We start from the raw sequence: 22,940 nt of genomic DNA, 5'->3' as shown, positions 1-22,940 counted from the left end.
GCGATCCGCCGTCTTAGCCGCCGACATCGTCACCCTCCCCCAGCAGACGGAAAGCCCCTAGATGCGCCAGTCCCACTCCCCCCGCCGCAGGCCGTCCCGGCCACCGCGCATCGCGCTCGCCCTCGTCACGGCGGTCGGCGCGAGCACGCTCAGCGCGTGCGCGGGCTTCGCGGCACCGGCGCCCGTGGCCGACCCGGTGAAGGTGGCGCTGGCGGCGGCCGGCGGCACCAGGACCGTGCAGGCCGGCGACAAGCTCAAGGTAACCGCGGAGGGCGGCGTCCTGACCGAGGTGACGGTCACCGACCCCAGGGGCCGGCGGCTGCCCGGCGGACTCAAGGGCGACGGCACCGTCTGGACCTCCAGCGCCAAGATCGCCCCGGCCACCAAGTACTCCGTCGTCGCCAGGACCAAGAGCCCCGAGGGCGGCGTCGGTGCGGCCAAGGAGTCCCTCACCACCGCGCAGGCGGCCAAGCTCAACACACTGGTGCTCGACCCCGGCGTACAGGACACCGTGGTCGCCGTCGACCGGCTGCTCACGCTCACCTTCGACCACCCGGTGACCGACCGGGCCGCGGTGGAGCGCCGCCTGAGTGTCACCACCGACGGCCGGACGACCGGCTCTTGGGACTGGACGACGGACCGCAGCGGCAACGACCAGGTGGCCTGGCGGGCCGCACAGCGCTGGAAACCGGGCACCCAGGTCACGGTGCGGGCGGCGCTCGACGGGGTGGATTCCGGCGGCGGCCGCTACTTCGCCGGCGACTATGACCTGAACTTCACCATCAGCCGGAGTTGCACCGACTCGGACATGGGGCGGGTTTGTGGCAAGGTCCACGTGGGTGACCCCGCCGGGGTCATCACGTCCCCCGTACGAGGGAAAGACGACCACACCACCGGGATCGGAGACTGGAATGACGGCTGATCCCCGTGGCAGAGAAACAGCGCCCTCGTGTCGAGCAGCTGACCCCTTTCAGAGCCTAATGTGACGGAATGAGCACCGTGCAGGACCAGGATCAACTCACGGGGTGGCGGCGCTTCCGGCGCCGCGTCCCCAATGGCTTCGCCATCATCTTCAGCGTATTGGGGCTCTTTTGTGCCCTGACAGCGCTGATCGGGCCCCTCCGGCGCGGACTCCATCCGGTGATCTACTGGCTGGACACCCTCACCATCCCGGTGGCGCCGAACTTCGCCTATGCGGCGTTCCTCTTCCTCCTGGGCGCGGCGATGACCGCCCGGAAGCGGGTGGCGCTGTGGTTCGTGGTGGCCTACATGGTGCTGGTCACCCTGGCCGACGCCCTGTTCCTGGCCAAGGGGTACTGGGAGTTCGCCTTCTCCCTGGTGCTGTGCGCCGGGGCACTGGTGCTGCTGCTCGTCTCGCACCGCGAGTTCTACGCGATCACCCGGCGCGGTGCGTTCCTGCGCGCCATCCTGGTGCTGGTCGGCGGGCTCGTGGCCGCGGTGCTGATCGGCTGGGGGCTGGTGTCGCTGGCCCCCGGCTCCCTGGAGGCCGGCGCCGCCAACCGGCTGCTGTGGACCACCAACCGCGTCTGTGGCGGGCTGGTCGGCGGCCATCTCGTCGAGGGCCATCCGCCGCACTGGATCAGCGCCGTCCTCGGACTGCTCGGTGCGCTGGCACTGCTGAACGCCGCGGCCACGCTGTTCCGTTCGCAGCGGATGGAGGCCGCGCTGCACGGCGACGAGGAGGCCCGGATCCGGGCGCTGCTGGAGCGCTACGGCAGCCAGGACTCGCTCGGCTACTTCGCCAGCCGCCGCGACAAGGCCGTGGTCTTCTCCCCCAGCGGCAAGGCCGCCGTCACCTACCGCGTCGAGGCCGGTGTCTGTCTGGCCAGTGGTGACCCGGTCGGTGACCGTGAGGCGTGGACGCAGGCCATCGAGGCCTGGCTGGAGGTCGCCGGGCGGTACGGCTGGCAGCCCGCCGTCATGGGCGCGAGCGAGAGCGGCGCCAAGGCGTTCGCCCGCTGCGGCCTCGGTGCGCTGCAGCTCGGCGACGAGGCGATCCTGCATGTGAAGGACTTCGACCTGGACGGCCGGGAGATGCGGGTCACCCGCCAGGCCGTCAACCGTGTCGAGCGGACCGGTGCGACCTTCCGCGTACGGCGCCACTCCGCGCTGACCGACGAGGAGATGCAGGAAGTCATCCACCGGGCGGACGCCTGGCGGGACACCGAGACCGAACGCGGCTTCTCGATGGCGCTGGACCGGCTGGGCGACCCGGAGGACGGGGAGTGCCTGCTGGCCGAGGCGTTCGACGGCGACGGCAACATGATCGCGCTGCTGTCCTTCGTGCCGTGGGGCAAGGACGGCATCTCGCTGGACGTGATGCGCCGGGACCGCAGCGCCCCCAACGGCGTCATGGAGTTCATGGTCGCCCGGCTGTGCGCCCAGGCCGGGGCGATGGGAGTGCGCCGGATCTCGCTGAACTTCGCGGTGTTCCGCTCCGCCTTCGAGGAGGGCGCGCGGATCGGCGCCGGTCCGGTGCTGAAGGTGTGGCGCCGGCTGCTGCTGTTCTTCTCCAAGTGGTGGCAGCTGGAGGCGCTCTACCGCTCCAACGCGAAGTACAACCCCGAGTGGTACCCGCGGTTCCTGTGCTACGCGGACGCCGGCGCGCTGGCCCGGATCGCCCTGGGCTCCGGTATCGCCGAGGGCTTCGTGGACGTACCGAGCCTGGTCACGCTGTGGGGCAAGGGCCACAAGAAGCGGATGCTGGCCCCCGCGAGCACGGCCGGTCTGCCGTCGCTGGACGAACTCGGTCTGGTGCAGACGGGTCCGGCGACCGAGGAGGAGCTCCACGAGCAGGAACTGGCCGCGCTGCCCGAGCAGGTGCGGGTGCGCCACCGCAAGCTGGAGCGGCTGCGGGAGGCCGGCACCGACCCGTATCCCGTGGGCGTGCAGCGTACGCACACCCTGGGCCAGGTCCACGACGAGTACCCGGACCTGACACCCGGGACACGTACCGGCAAGTCCGTCAGCGTCGCCGGGCGGGTGCTGCTCACCCGGGACCACGGTGGAGTGCTCTTCGCGGTGCTGCGCGACTGGTCGGGCGATCTGCAGCTCGCGCTGACCCGGGACGGCAGCGGCAAGGAGCTGCTGGACCGGTTCGGCACGGACATCGACCTCGGTGACCATGTCGAGGCGGAGGGCGAGGTCGGCACCAGTGACCGCGGTGAGCTGACCGTGTTCGTCACCCGGTGGCGGCTGACGGCCAAGTGTCTGCGGCCGCTGCCCGACAAGCGGCGCGGGCTGTCCGACCCGGAGGCCAAGGTCCGCCAGCGGTATGTGGACCTGGTCGTCTCGACGGACGCACGGGAGAACGTACGGGCGCGCAGCACGGCCGTGCAGGCGCTGCGCCAGGGACTGATCGAGCGCGGCTATCTCGAAGTCGAGACGCCGATGCTGCAGCAGATCCACGGCGGCGCCAACGCCCGTCCGTTCCACACCCATATCAACGCCTACGACCTCGATCTGTACCTGCGGATCGCGCCGGAGCTGTATCTCAAGCGGCTGTGTGTGGGCGGTATGGAGAAGGTCTTCGAGATGGGGCGGACGTTCCGTAACGAGGGCATCTCCTACAAGCACAACCCCGAGTTCACGATGCTGGAGGCGTACCAGGCGTTCGCCGACTACGACGTGATGCTCGACCTGACCCGGGAGCTGATCCAGGGCGCGGCGATCGCCGCGTTCGGCAGCGCCACCGCGCGTAAGGCGGATGCGAACGGCCGCCTGGTGGAGCACGACATCTCGGGTAACTGGCCGGTCAAGACCGTCTACGGCGCGATCTCCGAGGCACTCGGCGAGGAGGTGGACGCGGACACCGGCCCGGACCGGCTGCGCCGGCTGTGCCATGCCTCGTCGGTGCCGGTGAAGCCGGAGATGGGCCGCGGCGACATCGTCCTGGAGATGTATGAGCGCCTGGTGGAGGAGAAGACCCAGCTCCCCACGTTCTACAAGGACTTCCCGACCGATGTGTCGCCGCTGACCCGGCAGCACCGCAAGGACCCGCGGCTCGCCGAGCGCTGGGACCTGGTCGCGTTCGGCACCGAGCTGGGCACCGCCTACTCGGAGCTGACCGACCCGGTCGAGCAGCGCCGGCGGCTCACCGCGCAGTCGCTGCTGGCGGCCGGCGGTGACCCGGAGGCGATGGAGCTGGACGAGGACTTCCTGCAGGCGCTTGAGTACGCGATGCCGCCGACCGGTGGTCTGGGCATCGGCGTCGACCGCCTGGTGATGTTCCTGACGGGTCTGTCGATCCGCGAGACCCTGCCGTTCCCGCTGGTGCGGCGCCGCTGACGGCAGCTGACGGCAGTCGCCCACGCACAGCAACCAGCGCCCGGTCACGACGGGCGGTACGGCTCAGGCCACCACCTTGAAGGGGGTGGCCTGAGCCGTTTGCGGGTGCCTCCCCCCAGGTCGGTCGGTCAGAACCAGTTGACGGTGAGCGGGAAGGCGGCGGTGGCGGTGGCGCCCGTGGAGTCGGTGGCGGTGACGGTGACCGGGAGGGTGCCGGTCTGCCAGGGTTTGCCGCCGATCCGGCCGCCGGCGGCGTCGAGGGTCAGGCCCAGCGGCAGGCCGGTGGCCTGGTAGGTGAGCGGGGGTCGGCCGCCGGTGGCGGTCAGCTGGACGGTGCAGGTCTGGCCGAAGCGGCAGGTCTGCGGGCCGGGGGTGGTGAGCTTGAGCTCGTCGCCGGGCGGCTCGGTGCCGGTGTCGAACACCCCGGTGACGGGGGTGGCGGTGGCGGCGTTGCCCGCGTGGCCGGTGCCGTACATGTCCTCGAAGGTCCGCAGCAGGCTGAAGTGGTTGTAGGCGCCGCTCACCGCACCCTGCTTGACGTGGGCCCCGTGGAAGACGGTCGCGATCCGGTTGGAGCCGAGGTAGTTGTCCTCGTCCCAGGTCACCATCAGCAGGCTGTTGTGGTCCTTGGCCCACCGGGCGTAGGAGTCGAGATTGTTCCTGAGCCAGGTATCGCCGCTGCCGACGGCACAGTCGTGCATGTCGTTGCACATGTCCGGGATGACGAAGGACAGCGTCGGCAGCTTGGTGAAGTCGTCCTTGGGGAACTGGGCGAAGGTCTTGCCGGTGGCCACCGGGACGTTCTTGAAGGCGAACCAGGGGTTGTGCTTCTGCGCGTACCGGCCGCTGGAGCAGGTCGTGGAGCCCTCGTTCGGCAGGCCCTCGTTGTAGCTGGCGAAGGTCTTGCCGGCCGCGATCAGTTCCTGGGCGAGATTGGGTTCGGACAGTGACTGCGCGGTGTAGCAGCCGTCGCCGGTGATGCCCTGGGTGGCGCCGGAGAAGAGGTTGAAGTAGTTCGGCTGGCTGGGGTGGGTCAGGGCCTGCATCCCGGTGAGTCCGGCGCCGCCCTGGGCGAGTTGGTTGAGGTAGGGCGCCTGGGAGTTGCCGATGATCTCGCCGTACTGCTTGTTCTCGAAGACCACGATCACGACGTGGTCGTAGGACGGCAGCGCGGACCGGACGGTCCGCGCGTCCGCCGCGGAGGCGACGGCGAGCAGGCCGAGCGTGCCGAGTGTCGCCACGACCGCCCTGCGCAGGCGGATCGCTCTGCGTTTCATCAGGTCTCAGCTCCTTGTCCGGGGGGGCCGGTGAGGGGGGGGTGGGCCGGTGGGGGGGGGTGTCAGTCCTCGCGTCGGGCCGCGTCCGCGACGGCGATCCGCAGAAAGCGCGGTACGGGCAGATCGCAGCGGCGGCAGGCATCGGCCACCGCGGCCCGGACCGCCGCGCGCCGGTCGGGCGGCATCAGCAGCAGCACACTGCGGCCCGGCCGCCGTCCGGGCCAGGAGGCGGACCAGGCACCGGCGCGCAGCGCGTCGTGGACCGCGGTGGCCAGACCGGTGGCGGTGGCCGTGGGATCGCCGGCGGAGCGGCGGGCCGTCACCAGCAGCAGGCTCGGCGCCGGGCCGCCGTCCGGGGCGTGCAGCGGCTGGTGGCTGCCGTCGGGCGCGAGCAAGCGACCGGTCCGGGCGAAGAGCACGGCCCGGCGGAGCGCGTCGTCGCCGGGTACGGCGGTGGCCAGCAGACGTGCCAACTGCGCGCGGTTCGGCGGGCAGCCGCCCCGGTCGGCGTGCACGGACGCGACCGCCAGTGCGGCCGCGCACTCCAGCGGTTCGGCGGCGGACAGCCCCACCGCATCCGGCAAGGTGGCGTTCAGCTGCAGATCGGCGCCGCCCCGGCCGATTCCGGCGGCGGCGAGCGTGCGCAGCGCGGCGTAGGGGCGGGCCGCCCAGCCGGGGGCGCGGGCGGCCGGTCCGGTGAGCGGGAGTTCGGCGGTTTCGGCCGGGTGCTGGAGCGAGCCGCAGCGCAGCATTCCGTCGTCGCGCGGGGCGACGGCCGCGGCGACATGCCAGTTGGCCGCCGCGACCCGGCCGGTCCGGGGCGCCGCACCGGTGCGGGGCGGGGCGACGGGCGCGGTGAGCCGGAAGGCGTACGGCGCCCGCCACACCGCGTCGGGCAGGCGGTGGTACCCCGTCGCGAAGCCATGGGCGAGCAGCCGCAGCAGGGGGTCCGCCGTCGCGCGGTGGGCCAGGTCCACCGCGTTCATCCCAGCTCTTTGCGGGCGAGCAGCCGGTAGGCGTTGCCGCCGTCGGTGGCCCGCGCGACCACGGTACGCAGGGTGTCGAGGGCGAGGGCGGCGGCGTAGCAGGGAACCGCCATGGCCTGTACGGCACTTCGGGCGGTGCGGCGGGCGCGGGTGGCGGGGACGGTGGCCCAGGGCGCGAGCGGGTCGGGGGCGAGCCGGTTCGCGGTGAGGGCGACGGCGCCGAGGAAGTCCCCGTTGTTCTGGTGGGCGGGGCCGTGCTGCTCGGCGAGGACGGTGAAGCCCCGGGACACCAGGGCCTGTTTGAGGTTGCCGGCCGGCATCAGGTGCTGGTGCTGGGGCTGGAACCAGGGCAGCCAGTGGGGGCCGAGCAGACGGGCGATCCGGGACTCGGGGTCGGGGAGTTCGATCAGCAGATGGCCGCCGGGGGCCAGGACCTTGACGGCCGCGTCGAGTTCGGCGAGGGGGTCCCGGGTGTGTTCGAGGTAGTGGTGCATGCTCACGGTGTCGTAGCGGCCGGCGAGCCGGTCGGCGAGATCGGGGAACTGGCCCTGGTAGCCGGTGGCGATCCAGCCCCGCCGTTCGGCCTCGTGGGCCCCTTCGCCCATGTCCAGCCCGTCGAAGCGGGTGTCGGGCCATACCCCGCGGGCGGCGTTGCAGAAGTGCCCCGCGGCGGTGCCGACATCGAGCCAGTTGCGGGGGGTGGTGAAGGGGCGGAGCAGCTCGGCGCGGTCGCGGTAGGTGGCGCTCATCCGGCCGAGGACCAGGGCGGCGCCCTCGCCGCCGAGGCCTTCGTAGAAGTCGCGGTAGTAGAAGTCGAGCCCCTCCAGGGTGAGCCGGGGGTTCTGGAAGATGTGGCCGCAGTGGCGGCACTCTTCCAGGGTGAAGCGGCCGGGCTTGCCCTGGAGCAGGTCGGGCATCCGGACCCGTACGACGGGGTCGGGTGCCGAGCACCAGGGGCAGTCGGCGCGGCGGGGTTCGAAGAACCGGTCGGTGCCGGCCGCGAGGTCGGCGGTGTAGGCGGCATGGCGTGCCGCGGTGCCGGTGACCCGGGGCGGCTCGGCGGGCGGGGTGGCCAGGGTCCGCAGCGCGGCGGACAGGGAGCGCAGCGGACGGGACGCGGTGGCGCGGGCCAGGCCGGCGGGGCGCAGGCCCCGGGCCGGGCTCAGTACGGCGGCGGGCTGCAGCCAGTACAGGGCGGCCGCCGCCGCGCCCCAACGCGGCGCCGAGAACAGGCACTTGGCCAGCAGGGCCAGACCTGCCAACTGGGCGGCGGACAGCAGGGCGGGCGGGAGACCCCGGGCGCGGAGCTCCTCGGCACGCCGGGCGGGGTCGGGGTGCGGGGACCGCAGGCCGGGGGCGATGGCCCAGCCGGTGGCGTCCGGGGCGTACTCCTTGAGGGTGCGGAGCAGCCGGATCAGGCCGGCCACCGAGTGCGGCGGGGCCTCGGCGTCGAGCCCGGCCCGCCGGTGGATGTCGTCGGCCACCAGCAGGGCGTGGCCCGCGCCGTGGCCCGGAGCGCACCGGTCCGTGCGGTGGGCCGCGGGGTCGAGCAGCCGGAGCAGGCCGAGGGCGCTCTCGGCGTCCAGGTGGGCCGGGATCAGGTCCACGACGCGCAGTCCTTCGCGCGTGGCGTGGGTGACCGCGGCACGCAGGGTCGCCTCGTCGGCGACGACACCGGGCGCGGTGATCAGCTGCCAGCCGGTCAGCGGGGGCCGCGCGGTGTCGTGCGGCCCGGCGGGGTCGAGCACCGGCAGTGCGGCGAGCCTGCGGCGGGCGCGTACGGTGCCCGCGCCCAGGGCCGTCACGGCGACGGCCGCCGCCCATCGCGTGCGGTGTCCCGAACGGTGCGCTCGCGTCATATGGCTCACGGTCCCTTCTCGTTCTCGGTCGGGGCGGTGCCGGGCACGGACGGGCCGGGGCGCGGTCCGGCCGGCAGTTTCTCCAGGCGGTCGGCCGCTGCTGCGGCGCCGCCCGCCGCGGCGAAGGACGCCTGGATGCGGCGGGCCGCGCGGCGGTGGGCCGGGGCGTCCAGCACGGCGGTCAGGGCCTGGTGCAGTTCGTCCGTACGGGCCCGGCCGAAGCGCACCCGTACCCCCGCCCCGGCCTCGGCCACCTGGCGGGCGACAATCGGCTGGTCGTCGCGTACGGGTGCCACCACCAGCGGCAGCCCATACGCGAGCGCCTCGCACACGGTGTTGTGGCCGCCGTGGCACAGCACCGCGTCGAGGTGCGGCAGCAGGTGGAGCTGAGGGACGTACTCCTGGTGCAGCATGTGCGGCGGAATGTCCCCGGCGAGATCGCCCGGGGCGGCCAGGATCAGCTGCGCCCGGTCCGCGAGGGCGTCCGCGGCGCGCAGTACCGCGGGGTAGAAGCGGGCGCCCGCCGCGCGGTTGAGGGTGCCCAGCGAGACGAGCACCCGTGCGCGCCCGGGGTCGAGCCGGCGCCACGGGAAGTCACCGGCGGGCGGACGGGCACCGAAGGCGGGGCCGACGAACGCGTAGTGCGGCGGGTACCTTCCCGCAACGCCGCCCGGCCCGCCGTCGGCCGCGTCCTGCGCACTCGCCGCGGCCCGCTCGGGCCCGCCGTCGCCGATGAGCGCGGGGGTGGAGAAGACCAGGACGAGGTGCGGGGAGAAGCGGGGGTCCCAGCCGCCGGGCGCACCGCACTCGGCGAGCAGTGCCGCGATGCGCTGCGCCACCCACTCCCCCACCTTCGGGAAGTCGTCGAACGGCCGGATGATCTCGGCCGAGGTGGTCGCCGAGGTCGCCCAGGGCAGACCGTGCCGGCGCGCCACCAGGGGCCCGGCGAGGGCCTGTTGGTCGGCCACCAGGACATCGGGCCGGAAGGCTTCGACGGCGGTGTGCACTCCGGGCAGCATCGCGCGGGCGAGCGGGATGAGGGCCTCCGCCCACAGGAAGCGGAGGGCGGCGATGCCCCGCAGATCGCGCCATCGCGCACCGCCCAGGTCATGGCCGTCGGCCGCGTCCCGGTCGCCCGCCGGGTACAGCAGGGAGCCCGTGGGCAGCAGCGGCGCCAGGGCCGCGGCCGGGCCGGTCCAGGCGACCTGATGGCCGCGCGCGGCGAGCTCGGCGGCGACGGCGAGGGTGGGATTGACATGCCCGGCCAGCGGCGGGACGACGAACAGCACTCTCATCGGGCCACCACCCCGGCCGGTGCGCCGAGCCGGGCCAGCAGCGCCTCGCACAGCCCCTCAGTGGCTTCGTTGAGCACGGTGTGCCCCACATCGGGCAGCACGCAGAGTTCGCAGTCCGGCGCACCCAGCACCAACTCTCTTGCTCCGGGAAGGAGTTCGGAGTGCTCTCCGTAGACGGCGAGGACCGGGCAGCGCAGCCGGGCGAAGTCGCGGGAGGTGAAGGGCGTGCCCGCCGCGATGTCCTCGATGAGGGTGGTGTGGTTGAGCAGGGCGTCGGCGGTGGCGGTCAGCCGGGCCTCCTTGCGCCGCCCGAGCCCGGCCAACTGCTCCGCCAGCCGTCCGTGTTCGAGGCCGAGGGCTGCGACGGAGAGGGTGTCGGTCATGTCCTCGATCCAGTCGCCGGTCAGATGGGCGTCGATCAGGACGACGGAGGCGACGAGATCGGGCCGGACGAGGGCGGTGTGCAGCGCCAGGGCGCCGCCGTAGCTGTTGCCGACCAGGTGGACCGGGCGGTCGTCGAGGCCCAGGGAGCCGAGCAGGGCGACGAGATCGGCCAGCGAGGTGTCCCGGTCGTAGCCGCTGGGCGGGCGTTCGCTGCGGCCGTGCCCGCGCTGGTCGTAGAGGAGCACATCGTGCCCGGCGCGCGAGACCGGGCCGGCGAGGGTGCAGTAGAAGCTCGACAGGTTGTCCATCACCAGCCCGTGGAGGAAGACGACGGTGGGGCCGCCGGGCCGGGGGCCGCCGCCCTGGCCCGGCAGCCGCTGGGTGTGCAGGCGCAGCCCGCCCGCGGGTGTGAGGGCCATGGCGCGGTCAGCCCGCGCAGGCCGGGTCGGCGGTGGTGACCCGGTCGATATGGACGGCGAGTTCGCCGACCGTCATGGCCAGGATCTGGTCGATGTCCTTCTCCGCGAGCAGGCCGAGGAAGTCCACCGAAGCGCCGTAGCGCTGCTGCAGAAGTTCGGCCAGCGCGACGAACTCGATGCTCTCCAGGGCCAGATCGTCATTGAAGGTGGTGGCGCAGGTGATCTCGCCCACGACGAGAAGTTCGTCGCCGACGACGCTCACCAGCATGTCGGTGATCTCCGCCAGGATCGTCCGGGTGCGCGCGGGGAGCGGGTCAGCTGCCATGGGTGGCCTCCGTGGGAGTGAGGGTGTCGGTGCCCGTACGGTCCGCGGGCCGCGGCCCGGTCCGGGCGACGACATGGCGCCCGGACAGATCGTCGACGGAGTCGAGGTGGACGAGGTGGGGCCGGCCGTCCGGGGAGACCACCCGGAGCGCGCCGCCCGGGGCGGGTGTCACGGCCCACTCCAGCGGCCGGCCGCCGAGGCCGCTGCCCGCCGCCTTCGCCGCGGCCTCCTTGGCGCACCACAGTGCGGTGAGCCAGTAGGCGCGGCCGGTGCTCCCGGACGCCTGGCGTGCGTGCAGGTCGTCCGCCAGGCGGCGTTCGGCCGGGGTGAGGGCGAACCGTTCGAGGGCCTGCGGATCGTCGGTGACGCGCTCGATGCCGATCCCCACGGGGCCCGACCGGTGGGCGAGGGCGACGGCGATCCGGTCCTGGTGCGCGAGCGAGAGATAGAGGCCATCGGCGAGCGGACCCCGGAGGCAGGGGCGGCCCTGGGGGTCGGTGCCGACCTGGATCTCGGCCGGGAAGACGGGCCCGGCGCCCGACTCCCACAGCAGTTCCCGCACCGCGTCCTTGGCCGCGATCCGGCCCAGCAGCCAGGCCGCACGGGCCCGGGGCGCGCACCGTTCGTAGCGGGCACGCTCGGCCGCGCCCAGATAGCGGCGCATGACCAGCTCCTGCGAGGCCGGGTCCGACCAGCGGCGCCGGGCCAGGCACCAGCCGCCCGGCCGGGGTTCACCGATGCCGCACACCTCCGGGGTGAACTTCATCGGCCACACCCGCTCATCGGCACCGAAGCGCCGGTACGTCCAGCCCTCCAGCCGCGCCCATACGCCGCCGTCGGCGCCGCACAGCTCCACCTCGCCGCGCACCGAGCCGGTCCTGACCTCGCGGATCCGGGCGGTGGCCGCCAGCAGCGCGCCCGCGCGGGGCGGCGGCCCGTAGAGCCGTACGCGGTCCAGGGTCGCGGGGAAGACCAGTCGGTCACCGCTCAGTTTCAGCTGCATCCAGTGGCCGAGGAGCTGCCCCGCGGCGTCCAGGAGGGCACCGGGCGCGGGCAGTACCCGCAGCGTCCCGCGGATGCCGTCGGCGCCGAGCGTGCTGACCTCGTGGACCCCGGCGAACGCGGGCCCGTGGAACATCCACCGGTCCCGGTAGAGGGCCTCCGCGCTGACCGGCGCCGGCCCGCCGGACGCCAGACCCGCGGGATCGGGGGGCGGCGGAGCCGGGTGACGTGCCGCCAGGTGGACGGTCACGGCGGCGTAGTCACCGAGACTCACCCGCACCCGGCCGTCCCCCTCGGGGGTGGCGGTGACGGCCAGGTCGACGGGCGGGGCGACGGCCAGCCAGCGCAGGGCCCGTACGTCGGAGTAGCCGGTGACGAGCTGCCCGGGGTGCGCCTCCCGGGCGGTCTCCGCCGCCAGTTCGAGCAGCGTGGTCATGGGGACGACGGGAAAGCGGTCGGCGGGCTCGGGCCAGTCATCGGGCTGGAGATAGACGCAGTGGTCACGAACGTACGGGAGCGTCTCCAGGGAGAGGCGACGGACGGTGTGACGGGGGGTGGGGAGCGGAGCCGGAGGGGCGGAGGTTGGGGGTGGAGTTGGGGGTGGGGTTGGGGGTGGGGTTGGGGCTGGGGCGGCGGCTGCGGGGTGGGGGGCGGCTGGGGCAGTGGCGGTGTTCGGGGCCGTTGTTGCGGTGCGAGGGGCGGCTGGGGCGGTGGCATTGAGGGGTGCGGCTGGGGCGGCGGCGCTGCGGACGGCTGCTGCGGCGACAGCGGCTGCGACGGTGCGGGTGGCGACCCGGGCTTCCGCGAGGACCGCGTCCAGGGCCTGGCGGACCGGTTCCGCGGCGGCCGGGCGGGGGTGTGGCAGCGCCCCCTCGCCAAGGTGGACCAGCGGCGAGCCGAGGTCGAGCCGTATCTCTGCACCGGCTTTTTTCGGCGCCGCCTCGGGGGTCGTGGCGTCGTCCGTGGCGCGGGGCGTGTGGTCCGTGGCGCGGGGCGTGGCGTGGCCCGCGGAGCAGTCCGAGGCGCACTCCGTGGCATCGTCCGCGGCGCAGCCCGCAGCGCTATCCACGACCGGGCCGGACCCGCGCGCCGGGGCCGAGCCGCGCGCCGAGTCGGACCCGCGCGCCGGTGCGGAAACAGGCGGCGAGCCGGAGACGCGCGCCGGGGCCAGTCGGTCCCAGCGTGGGGCAAGTCCCTCGGTCCACAACGCGGCGGCCAGGCGGCGGAGTTGTGCGGGCCCGTCGCGGCGGGAGTCGGCGGCCGCGACGGCGAGATGGTCCTGCCCGTGGAGGGTGTCGGACACGAACCCGGTGAGACTGCCGGCGCCCACCTGGACGAAGGCGCGGACACCCGTCTCGTACAGCTGCCTGGTCAGCTCCTGGAAGCGGACCGGTTCCAGGAGGTGCCGCAGCACCAGCCGGCGGATCGCGGAGGGGCCTTCCGGGAAGGGGGCGGCTGTCGTCGCCGACCATACGGGGAGGCGCCGGTCCCGTAACGGCAGGGCGTCGAAGGCGGTGCCGGCCTGATGGAGGTAGGGCGCCCACATCGGGGTGTGGAACCCGGAGCGGAAGGGCATCTCCTGGGCCCGTACGCCCTGCCCGGCGAGCCTGCGGACGGCCTCGGCCAGCGGCTGCGCCGCTCCGCAGATCACCGACTGGTGCGGGCAGTTGTCATGGCTGACCGTGACCTGCTCCAGGCCCGCGAGCGCGGCGGCCGCCTGCGGGGCGCCGCAGCCCAGGGCCGCGTAGACCAGGTCGGGTACGGCGAGGGAGCCGGGCCGCAGCGCGTCGAGGAAGGCGTCCACGGCCTGGGGCGGATACATTCCGGCGACCACCATGGCGGTCCATTCGCCGAGGCTGTGACCGGTCAACAGGTCGGGGGCGAGGCCCAGTTCGTCCAGGGCACGGGCGAGCAGGCGGCCGACGGCGAGGTTGTCCACGGCGCGTTCGACCAGAGCGCTGCCGCCGGAGACCGTGGGGCGGGGCAGGGCCATCCGGTCGGCGATGTCGTCCACACGGGGCGGCGACTCCGCCTCCAGCCCCGGGAAGAGGAAGGCGAGCCGTGCTCCCTCCGGGCGGGCGTACCGGCCGAAGAACGGGCTCGGGGTGAACCACACCTCGCCGCGGCCCCGCCAGGGCAGGGCACGGGCGAGGATCTTGGCCGCCAGGGCGCGGCGCTGCGGGGTGGGGTCGAGCAGGGCGAGCCGGCAGGGGCCGTCGGGCACGGGGGTGCGGGTGTCCGCCGCCGCGCCGGGCTCCCCCAACTCCCGTAAGGCGTCGGCCAGTTCGCCGGGGGTTTTTGCGGCGAGCAGGACGGTGCGCTCCGGCTCGGTCGTCCGCAGCGGGGTCGTCCGCAGCGGGGTCGTCCGGTGCGGGGGCGTCCGGTGCGGGGCCGCCCGGTGCGGAGGCGGTGCGGCCGGGATCCATCGTCCCGGGGCCTCCTCCAGGACCGCGTGGGCGTTGATGCCGCCGAAGCCGAAGGCGTTGACGCCGGCCCGCAGCGGTGCCTGCCCGGCGTCCCACGGCTCGGCCTCGGTGACCGGGCGCATACGGGTCCGCGCCAGCCCCTCGTGCGGCTCGTCCAGATGCAGGGTGGGCGGCAGCGTCCGGTGGTGGACGGCGAGCGCCGCCTTGATCAGTCCGGCGATACCGGCGGCCTGCATGGTGTGGCCGAGCATCGACTTCACCGAGCCCAGGCCGACCGGCGGAAGGCCGGCACCGGGCGGGCCGAACACCCGGGCTAGGGTGGTGAGTTCGACGCCGTCGCCGACCGGGGTCCCGGTGCCGTGGGCCTCCAGCAGGCCGAGCGCCGCGGGGTGTGCCGGGTCCAGCCCGGCACCGGCCCAGGCCTGCTCCAGCGCCCGGATCTGGCCGTCCGCCCGCGGGCTCATCAGGCCGGCGGCGCGGCCGTCCCCCGCCACTCCCGTTCCCCGGATGACCGCGTACACCCGGTCGCCGTCGCGCTCGGCGTCGGCCAGGCGCTTGAGGAGGACGACACCGGTGCCTTCGGACAGCAGGGTGCCGTCGGCCCGGCGGTCGAAGGGGCGGATGTGCTGGCTGGGGCTGAGCGCGCGCAGCTGGGTGAAGACGCTCCACAGGGTGGCGATATGGCAGTGGTGCACGGCTCCGGCAACCATGAGGTCGCAGCGGCCGGCGGCGAGCAGGTCGACGGCCTGCGCCACGGCCAGCAGGGAGGAGGCGCAGGCCGCGTCGAGGGTGTAGGCGGGGCCGCGGAAGTCCAGCCGGTTGGCGGTGCGGGCGGCGGTGAAGCTGGGAACCAGGCCGATGGAGGCCTCCGGCTGTTCCGGGCCGAGGCCCGCCTGGAAGGCCTCCCGCACCGCCTGGATTCTGGACTCGCCTAATTCCGGGGCGAGTTCGCGCAGGGTGACGGCGAGCTGATGGGCCGTACGGACCCGCTGGTCGAGCCGGGCGGTGGCGACGCCCATGAAGCCGCCGCGGCCGAGGATGACGCCGATACGGGAGCGGTCGGCGGGCAGCCGCTCCTGGCCGCCCGCGTCGGCGATGGCGTCGGCGATGGTGCGCAGGGCGAGCAGCTGATCGGGCTCGGCGCCCTGCACGGCGGCGGGCATGATGCCGAAGCGGGTGGGGTCGAAGGCAGCCGGATCGTCCAGGAAGCCGCCGCGCCGGCAGTAGAAGCGGTCGCTGCGGGCGGGGCCTTGGGCACCCTGCGGGTCGTAGTAGATCTCCGGGTCCCAGCGGCCGGGCGGCACGTCGGTGATGCAGTCCGTACCGGCCACCAGGTTGCGCCAGTACGCGGCGAGGTCCCCGGCGCCGGGGAACAGCGCGCCCATGCCGACGATCGCGGCGTCCGTGGACCGGGGGCCGGCCCGCCGGGCACGGTGCTCACTCATCGCCCGTCACCTCGTCGCCGGCCTCCGCCGCCAGCACGACCTGGGCCGCCGTGCCGTGGGCCAGTTCGTCCAGGAGGGCGGCGGCCGCGGCATCGGGGTCCAGGAGCGGAATGCCCCGGCGGGCGTAGGCGCGCGCCAGTTCGGGGGTGACCATGCCGCCGCCCTCGGCCGCCCACGGGCCCCAGTCGACGGCGAGGACGCGCCGGGACGTACGGGCCGACCAAGCCGTCGCGAGGGTGTCCAGGGCGTCGTTGGCGGCGGCGTAGTCGACCTGGCCCCGGTTGCCGAAGACCCCGGCGACGCTGCCGAAGAGGACGAGGAAGCCGGTGTCGTCACCGGCGGCGGACAGCAGATGGCGGGCGCCGTCGACCTTGGTGGCGAAGACCCGGGCGAACGAGGCCGGGTCCTTGTCCCGCAGGAGCTTGTCCGCCAGGGTGCCGGCGCCGTGCACGATCCCGTCGAGGCGGCCGTGCCGGGCCCGGATGTCCTGTGCCACGGCGTGGACGGCGGCCGCGTCGGTGACATCGGCCGCGTGGTAGCGCACCGAGGCGGCGAGCGGTGCCAGGGCGGCGAGGGTGGCGGTGATCTCGCGGCGGGCCAGGACAGCGCCGGCCGCCGCCTCGATCTCGGCGGGTCTGCGCAGCCCTTGGGCGAGGAGGGCGGCGCGCAGCGCGATGCGGTCGTGGGCGTGGGCGAGGGCCGGGTCCTCGGGAGTCTCCGTCAGGGGCGTCCGGCCGAGGAGTTCGATGTGGCAGCCGTGGGTGCGGGCCAGGGCAAGGGCCGTACGGGCGGTGATCCCACGGGCCCCGCCGGTCAGCAGCACCACGGACCCGGCGCCGAGCGAGGGCCGGCCGAGGACGGTCCGGTCGTCCGGCAGGGGCGTGGGGACGGTGCTCAGGGTGGTGCGGGTGCCGTTGGTGCGGCCCACGACGACCGGTTCGCCGGGGGCGCACAGTTCGGCGAGGAGGTGGGCGGCGATGCGTTCGGGGCGGTCCTTGGGGTCGATGTCCACGGCGCGGATCAGCACGTCGGGGTATTCGAGGGCGGCCGTACGGGCGAAGCCGCGCAGTCCGGCACCGGGCAGCGGGTCGGGAGCGTCCGCGGTGGCGTCCTGGCCGAACGTGCCGCCGGCCGCGGTGGCCAGCAGCAGGCGGCGGACCCCGCCGGTCAGAGCGGTGCGCCACGCTTCGAACTGTCCGGGCAGTACGGCGCCGCGGCCCGCCCGCAGGGCGCTGAGGTCCACCACTCCGCCGGCCCCGTCGGCGACGCACCGGGCCAACCGCTCGGCGGGGACGGTGCGTACCCGTGCGCCATGGCTCTCCAGCAGGGCGGTGAGGGCCAGCGCCACGCCCTGGCCGTCCTCCACCACGGCGAAGTCGCCGCCCGCCACCACCTCGGCGGGCGGCCGGGCCGCGGGCGGGCCGAGCGGGGTGACCCGGACCAGGGAGCGGGTGGGGCGCAGCGCCAGCGGGCCGCGGTCGGGGGCCTCCGGGGCGGCCGGGCCCCCCGGGGTGGGCGCGGGAACGGACCGCGCGGGCGGCACCGCCGCGGCCGGTGCGACCGGTGCGGGCACGAGAGCGGGCACGGGTGCGGCGGGCACGGGTGCGGCGGGAGCCGGTGCGGGCTCGGCGCGGGCGGCGGCGATCCAGTCGACGATGCCGCTGATGGTCTTGACGCGGGCGAGCTGCTCCACGGCCGACTCCGTGGCCCCGTCCGCGTCCTGCGGTAGTCCGATCCGGTCGGCCAGCGCGCCGATGATCTCCACGCGCTTGATGGAGTCCACCGAGAGATCCGCCTCCAGGTCGAGCCCGGCGTCGAGCATCTCGTGGGGGTATCCGGTCCGCTGGTGGATGATCTCCCGGACGGCATCGAGGAGTTCGGCGGGGCTCAGGAGCCGTGGCCCGGTGGCGGGCGCCTGCGCAACCACGACCTCGGCAGCGACGGCGGGCCCGACTCCGGCTCCGGCTCCGACTCCGGCTCCGGCTCCGGCTCCGGCTCCGGCTCCGACAGGTTCGGTGTACGGCGGGACGGTCCACTCCGGGACGGGAGCGGGTTCGGCGGGCCGGTCGGGCACGGCCGCCTCGCCCAAGTACCGCAGTACGACGTCCCGTTGGGCCGTCACGAGCTCGCGCGTGGTGCGCAGATACTCCAGCACGGCGGCGTGCCGGGCGGATTCCCCGGGCACCGCACCGCCGTTAAGCGCCGCGCTCTCCCCGGGCACCGCACCGCCGTCAGGCGCCGCGCTCTCCCCGGCCTCCGTATGTGCCGCGCCCGTCTCGCTCCGCCGGGTGTCCACCCGCTGTGCCGGGCGCAGTCCGCCCGGCAGACAGGAACCGTCGGCGGTGCGCACCGTGTGGCCGTTCACCAGCCACCCCGGGCGGCGCGGTGCCACGGCGGGCAGGGGTTCCGCACGGCCGCGGAACAGCGCCTCCGGGTCGACCGGGACGCCGGCCGCGGCAAGCCGGGCCAGGACGTGCGGCAGCCGGGCCAGTCCGGACTCGCCCGGTACGTCCAGCGCCACCGCGGTGTGCGGACGTCCGCCCAGGATCTGCCCGACCAGACCGGTGAGCACCCGGCCGGGCCCGGCCTCCACGAAGGTGCGCACCCCGGCGGCGTACATGTCCTCGATCTGCTCCACGAAGCGCACCGGCGCGGCGACCTGACCGGCCAGGGTGTCCCGCACCGCGGACGCCTCCGGGGCGTAGGGGCGCGCGGTGGTGCCGGACCAGACCGGGAGGGTGGGCGTGGTCACCTCGGTCGCGGACAGTTCCGCGGCGAGCGTCTCGCGGGCGGCGGCGAGTTGCGGGCTGTGGAACGCACAGGCGACCGGCAGGCGGCGCGCCTCGGCACCTGCCGTGCGCAGCGCCGCCACGGCCGCTTCCACAGCGTCCGTGGAACCCGAGATCACGCTCTGTTCGGGCGCGTTGTGATTGGCGACGACGACGCCGGTGTCGCGGGTCAGCTCCCGTACGCGGGTCACAGGGGCCACGACGGCGGCCATTGCGCCGGGGTCGTCGCCGGCGGCCGAGAGGATCGCCTCGGCGCGGCGGGTACTGAGCCGGAGCAGCGCCTCGGTGTCGTAGGCGCCTGCCGCCCACAGTGCGGTCAGCTCGCCGTAGGAGTGCCCCGCCGTGCAGTCGGGGCGCACACCGAGCGTGGTGAGCAGCCGGTGGGCGGCGGCGGAGGCGAGGCCGAGCGCCGGCTGGGCGACGCGGGTGTCGGTGAGGGCGGCCTGCTGGGCGGCCCGGTCCTCGGCGGTGAAGGCGGCGGGCGGGAACATGGCCGCGCCCCAGTCCGGATCGGCGTCGTCCAGGAGGCCGCGCAGCGCCGGGAAGGCGAGGAACAACTCGCCCAGCATTCCGGTGCGCTGGCTCCCCTGTCCGGGGAAGAGGAAGGCGAGCAGCCCGGGGTCGGTGTCCCGTTTGCGCAGGTACACGCCCTCGGCGTCGGCGAACCGGCGGGCTTCGGTCAGCTTGGCGGCGAGGTCGTCGAGGTCCTCGGCCACCACACAGACCTGGATCGGCCCGTCCGCCGCCGCGGTCTCGGCGGCCAGGTCGCGCAGCGGCCACGGGCGCCCGGCCTGGTCGTTCTCCGCCAGGCGCGCGGTGAGCCGCTCCATGGCCCGGACGGCGGCGGGCCGGTCGGCGCCGCGGAAGCAGAAGAGCTCGGCGGGCCAGTCTGTCAGGGCGTGGGCGGGTTCGGGGGCGCCGTCGTAACCGGCGAGCACCGCGTGGTAGTTGGTGCCGCCGAAGCCGAAGGCGCTCACTCCCGCGATGCGCCGGGCCACGGGGACCGGCCAGGGCCGGGCGCTTCCGGTGTCGAAGCGGAACGGGCCGCCGGTGTCCGCCGCGCCGGCCGCGGCCGGGCGGGTCAGATGCAGGGTCGGCGGCCGGACCCCGGTGTGCACGGCACGCGCTGCCTTGATCAGCCCGGCCAGGCCGGCGGCGCATTTGGTGTGCCCGATCTGCGACTTGACCGAGCCGAGTGTGCAGCTGCCCGGTGCCGCTCCCGCGGCCTCGAACAGCTCGGTGAGGACGGCGAGTTCGGTGGTGTCGCCGACGACGGTTCCGGTGCCGTGGGCTTCGAGGAGTCCGACCTGCGCCGGGCTGATCCCGGCGCGGTGGTAGGCGCGTTCCAGGGCCCGCCGCTGGCCCTCGGGCCGTGGTGCGGTCAGCCCGAGGGACCGCCCGTCACTGGAGGTGCCGACCGCTTTGACGACGGCGTAGACCCGGTCGCCGTCCCGTTCGGCGTCCGCGAGGCGTTTGAGGACCAGACAGCCGACGCCCTCGCCGAGCGCGATACCGTCGGCCGCCGCGTCGAAGGGGCGGCAGCGGCCGGTGGGGGACAGCGCCTGCACTGAAGCGAACATCAGGTAGTCGTTGATGCCGTTGTGCACATCGGCGCCGCCGCACAGCGCCATATCGCTGTCGTGGTCGCGCAGTTGGCGGCAGGCCAGGTCGAGTGCGGCGAGCGAGGAGGCGCAGGCGGCGTCCACGGTGCAGTTGGCGCCGCCCAGGTCGAGTCGGCTCGCGATGCGTCCGGCGATGACATTGGCGAGCACGCCGGGGAAGGAGTCCTCGGTCAGTCGGGGCAGTTCGGCGTCGAGGGCGGGCGGCAGGTCGCCGAGATAGGCCGGGTGCAGGGCGCGCAGCCCGTAGGCGCCGGCCAGTTCGGTGCCCGCCTCGGCGCCGAAGACCACGCTGGTGCGGGCGCGGTCGAAGTCGCGGCCGGCGTATCCGGCGTCCGCCAGGGCTTTGGCGGCGGCGTCGAGGGCGAGCAGCTGCACCGGTTCGATGCCGGTGAGGGAGGCCGGGGGGATGCCGTGGGCGAGGGCGTCGAAGGGGAGGGCGGGCAGGAAGCCGCCCCAGCGGGACGGGGTGCGCTCGCCCGCCCGCGCGGGGTCCGGGTCGTGGTAGACACCGGCGTCCCAGCGCTCGGCGGGTACCTCGGTGACGGAGTCGACGCCGGTGACGACATTGGACCAGTAGCGGGCCGAGTCGGCCGCGCCGGGATAGCAGCAGGCCATGCCGACGATGGCGATGTCCAGCGGCGCCGCGTCCCGGTCCCGGGGCTCAGCGGGCGTCCTGAACTGCTGTGCCCGCGCGTCGAGTTGTGCGGTGGCCCCGTCGGTCACGGCGGTGTGCAGTGCGGCGAGGGTGGTGGTGGCGCTGCGGGCGGTGGCGGCCTGCCCCAGCATGTACAGGCCCTCCCGCCGCTGTTCGCGCTCCCCCACGGGCGCGGGCGGCCCGCCGTCGGTGTGCCGCAGTCCCTTGCTCGCGATCCGCAGCCGTCCGAGGTTGCGCCGCTCCAGCTCCTCCCACCGGGCCCGGGGGTCCGCGCCGCGGGCGGCCAGGCGCCGTTCGGCCGCCGCGAAGTCCTCGGTGTAGGCGGTGTCGGCGCAGCGCGTGGCGTGGCCCGGTGCGGTCCGCAGCAGTACGGTCCGGTCGCAGGCCAGGGCGGTGTCCTGGAAGCCCGGGAGGACGGCGCCGGTGGCCACGGCCTCCTCGGTGAAGAGGTAGGCGGTGCCCATCAGGACGCCGACGCGGGCGCCGAGTTCGGCTAGCGGGGCGGCGGCGGCCGCGGCCATGGCGGCCGAGCGGGCGTCGTGGATGCCGCCCGCGAGCAGCACGTCCAGTCCCTCGGCCGTCCCGCCATGCGTCCGGGCGTGGGCGGTCAGCCGCTCGATCTGCTCCTCCCACAGCGGGAAGCTGGCCCGGGGGCCGATGTGTCCCCCGCACTCCTGCCCTTCGAAGACGAACCGCCGGGTGCCTTCGGCGAGGTAGCGCTCCAGCAGTCCGGGCGCCGGGACATGGAGATAGGTCCGGGTCCCGGCCGCTTCGAGGGGCGCGGCCTGGGCGGGCCGGCCGCCGGCGATCAGGGCGTACTCGGGGGCGAACTCCGCGACCGCGGCGAGCTGTTCGTGCCGGAGTTCGGGCGGGGCGAAGCCGAGCAGGCCGACGCCCCAGGGCCGTTCGCCCAGCCGCTCGGCGGTCTCGGCCAGCAGGCGGCGTACCTGCGCGCCGTCCATAACGGCGAGGGCGAGAAAGGGCAGCCCGCCCTCGGCGGCCACGGCGGCGGCGAACCCGGCCTCGTCGCTGACGCGGGTCATCGGTCCCTGGGCCACGGGGAGATGGCGGGCGCCGGGGCGGGGGGCGAGCGGGCGGCTGCGTACCGCGGCGTCGAGATGGCCGGTGATGGCGGCCCGTACGGCCTGCACGATGCCGCCGGTGGTGCGGTGGCGCGCGGCGAGCCGGGCGGCGAACGCACCGTCCTGGCCGATGGGGAGCAGCTGGGACCGCAGGTCCCGGGCGCCGAGCAGGGCGGCGACGCGGGCGGGATCGGTGTCATGACCGGTGGCCCCGTCGTCCGCTCCCCCGGCTTCGCCGTCGGCCGTGGGCGGGCGGAGGTCCGGGCGGGTGAGGACCCGGTGGCCCGCGACGAGGGTGGTCTCGCTGCCGTCCATGGCGCGGATCGCGGCGGCGACCGCCCGGGGCAGCCGGTCCGCGCCCTCGGTGGTGAGCGCGAGCTGGGCGTCGAGCAGCACCCCGGCCGCCCCGCCGGCGACGGCCGCGGCGGCAGTGTGCGGGCCGATGCCCCCGGCGGCGAGGACGGGGACGGTCACGGACGGGTCGGCCAGGAGGCGCTGCAGCAGGACGCAGGTGGTGAGTTCGCCCACCCGGCCGCCCGACTCATGACCCCGGGCGACGAGCGCGGTGACCCCGGCGGCACAGGCCGCCGCGGCCTCCTCGGGGGTGGTGACCTCGGCCCAGACACGGCGCCGCCCGCCGCCGGCCCAGTCCTCCGGCCGCCCGGGGGCCGGGCCGCGGGCGGGGGCGGGGGCGGGAGCGGGAGCGGTGTGCGGCTCGGGGGCGGCAGGCGGCTCGGGGGCGGCGCAGGCCCGTACGTCGGCCCAGGCCCGTGGGTCGGCGAGCAGCACGGTGTCGACCGAGTCGGGCAGCTCGGCGGGCGTCAGCGGGCACCCCACCGGTATCCGCACGCCGTGGGAGATCCCCCCGAGCCGGTCGAGCGCGGCGCGCGCCGGGCCGGGGTCCCGGCCGAGATCCAGCAGGCCGAGCGCGCCCGCGCGGGCGGCCGCGAGGACGATCCGCTCGCCCGGTTCCTCGAACGGTGAGAGCGCCACGACGAGATCGCGGCCGGTGGCCTCCGGGTGGGCGGGCGCGCCACGTGCAGGGGCAGGGCTCGCGGGCCCGGGG

10 protein-coding genes are annotated in these 22,940 nt (G+C 75.0%); 2 read left to right on the top strand and 8 right to left on the bottom strand.

The features are described 5' to 3' along the window. Positions 1 to 61 precede the first annotated feature (61 nt). Together AB0C46_RS30560 and lysX are read left to right on the top strand one after the other, a co-directional pair. On the top strand, positions 62 to 922 hold the full coding sequence (locus AB0C46_RS30560) for an Ig-like domain-containing protein (RefSeq protein ID WP_362831768.1): 861 nt from the start codon (positions 62 to 64) through the stop codon (positions 920 to 922). A 68-nt stretch (positions 923 to 990) separates the two neighbouring features. After that, positions 991 to 4,308, top strand: coding sequence for a bifunctional lysylphosphatidylglycerol synthetase/lysine--tRNA ligase LysX (gene lysX / locus AB0C46_RS30555; RefSeq protein ID WP_362831767.1), 3,318 nt, complete (start codon positions 991 to 993; stop codon positions 4,306 to 4,308). Between the two features lie 128 nt (positions 4,309 to 4,436). Here the strand turns inward: lysX and AB0C46_RS30550 are convergent, their stop codons facing one another. From AB0C46_RS30550 to AB0C46_RS30515, 8 genes are all read right to left on the bottom strand, one after another. After that, on the bottom strand, positions 4,437 to 5,585 hold the full coding sequence (locus tag AB0C46_RS30550) for an alkaline phosphatase family protein (protein WP_362831766.1): 1,149 nt from the start codon (positions 5,583 to 5,585) through the stop codon (positions 4,437 to 4,439). A gap of 62 nt (positions 5,586 to 5,647) precedes the next feature. After that, positions 5,648 to 6,571 (bottom strand): galactokinase, encoded by a 924-nt coding sequence (locus tag AB0C46_RS30545; protein ID WP_362831765.1) that lies wholly within the window; start codon positions 6,569 to 6,571, stop codon positions 5,648 to 5,650. After that, positions 6,568 to 8,430: a class I SAM-dependent methyltransferase gene (locus AB0C46_RS30540; protein WP_362831763.1), complete on the bottom strand. Its 1,863-nt coding sequence runs from the start codon at positions 8,428 to 8,430 to the stop codon at positions 6,568 to 6,570. Before AB0C46_RS30540 ends, AB0C46_RS30545 begins: the two co-directional genes overlap by 4 nt. A gap of 5 nt (positions 8,431 to 8,435) precedes the next feature. Next, positions 8,436 to 9,719 (bottom strand): glycosyltransferase, encoded by a 1,284-nt coding sequence (locus AB0C46_RS30535; protein WP_362831830.1) that lies wholly within the window; start codon positions 9,717 to 9,719, stop codon positions 8,436 to 8,438. A gap of 2 nt (positions 9,720 to 9,721) precedes the next feature. Continuing rightward, positions 9,722 to 10,528 (bottom strand): alpha/beta hydrolase, encoded by an 807-nt coding sequence (locus AB0C46_RS30530; RefSeq protein ID WP_362831762.1) that lies wholly within the window; start codon positions 10,526 to 10,528, stop codon positions 9,722 to 9,724. A 7-nt stretch (positions 10,529 to 10,535) separates the two neighbouring features. After that, positions 10,536 to 10,853, bottom strand: coding sequence for an acyl carrier protein (locus AB0C46_RS30525; protein ID WP_362831760.1), 318 nt, complete (start codon positions 10,851 to 10,853; stop codon positions 10,536 to 10,538). Next, positions 10,843 to 15,726, bottom strand: a complete 4,884-nt coding sequence (locus tag AB0C46_RS30520; RefSeq protein WP_362831758.1) for a beta-ketoacyl synthase N-terminal-like domain-containing protein — start codon at positions 15,724 to 15,726, stop codon at positions 10,843 to 10,845. The genes AB0C46_RS30525 and AB0C46_RS30520 overlap by 11 nt, the downstream gene beginning before the upstream one ends. Beyond that, complete coding sequence (locus AB0C46_RS30515; RefSeq protein WP_362831757.1) at positions 15,719 to 22,867, bottom strand: SDR family NAD(P)-dependent oxidoreductase; 7,149 nt, start codon at positions 22,865 to 22,867, stop codon at positions 15,719 to 15,721. Before AB0C46_RS30515 ends, AB0C46_RS30520 begins: the two co-directional genes overlap by 8 nt. Between the last annotated feature and the right edge of the window lie 73 nt (positions 22,868 to 22,940).

Origin of the sequence: Streptomyces sp. NPDC048637, from assembly GCF_040650675.1 — a bacterium.
In the GTDB taxonomy this organism is placed as follows: Bacteria; Actinomycetota; Actinomycetes; order Streptomycetales; family Streptomycetaceae; genus Streptomyces.
The sequence above is the reverse complement of the archived record's forward strand: the minus strand, read 5'-3'. Positions and strand labels throughout refer to the sequence as shown.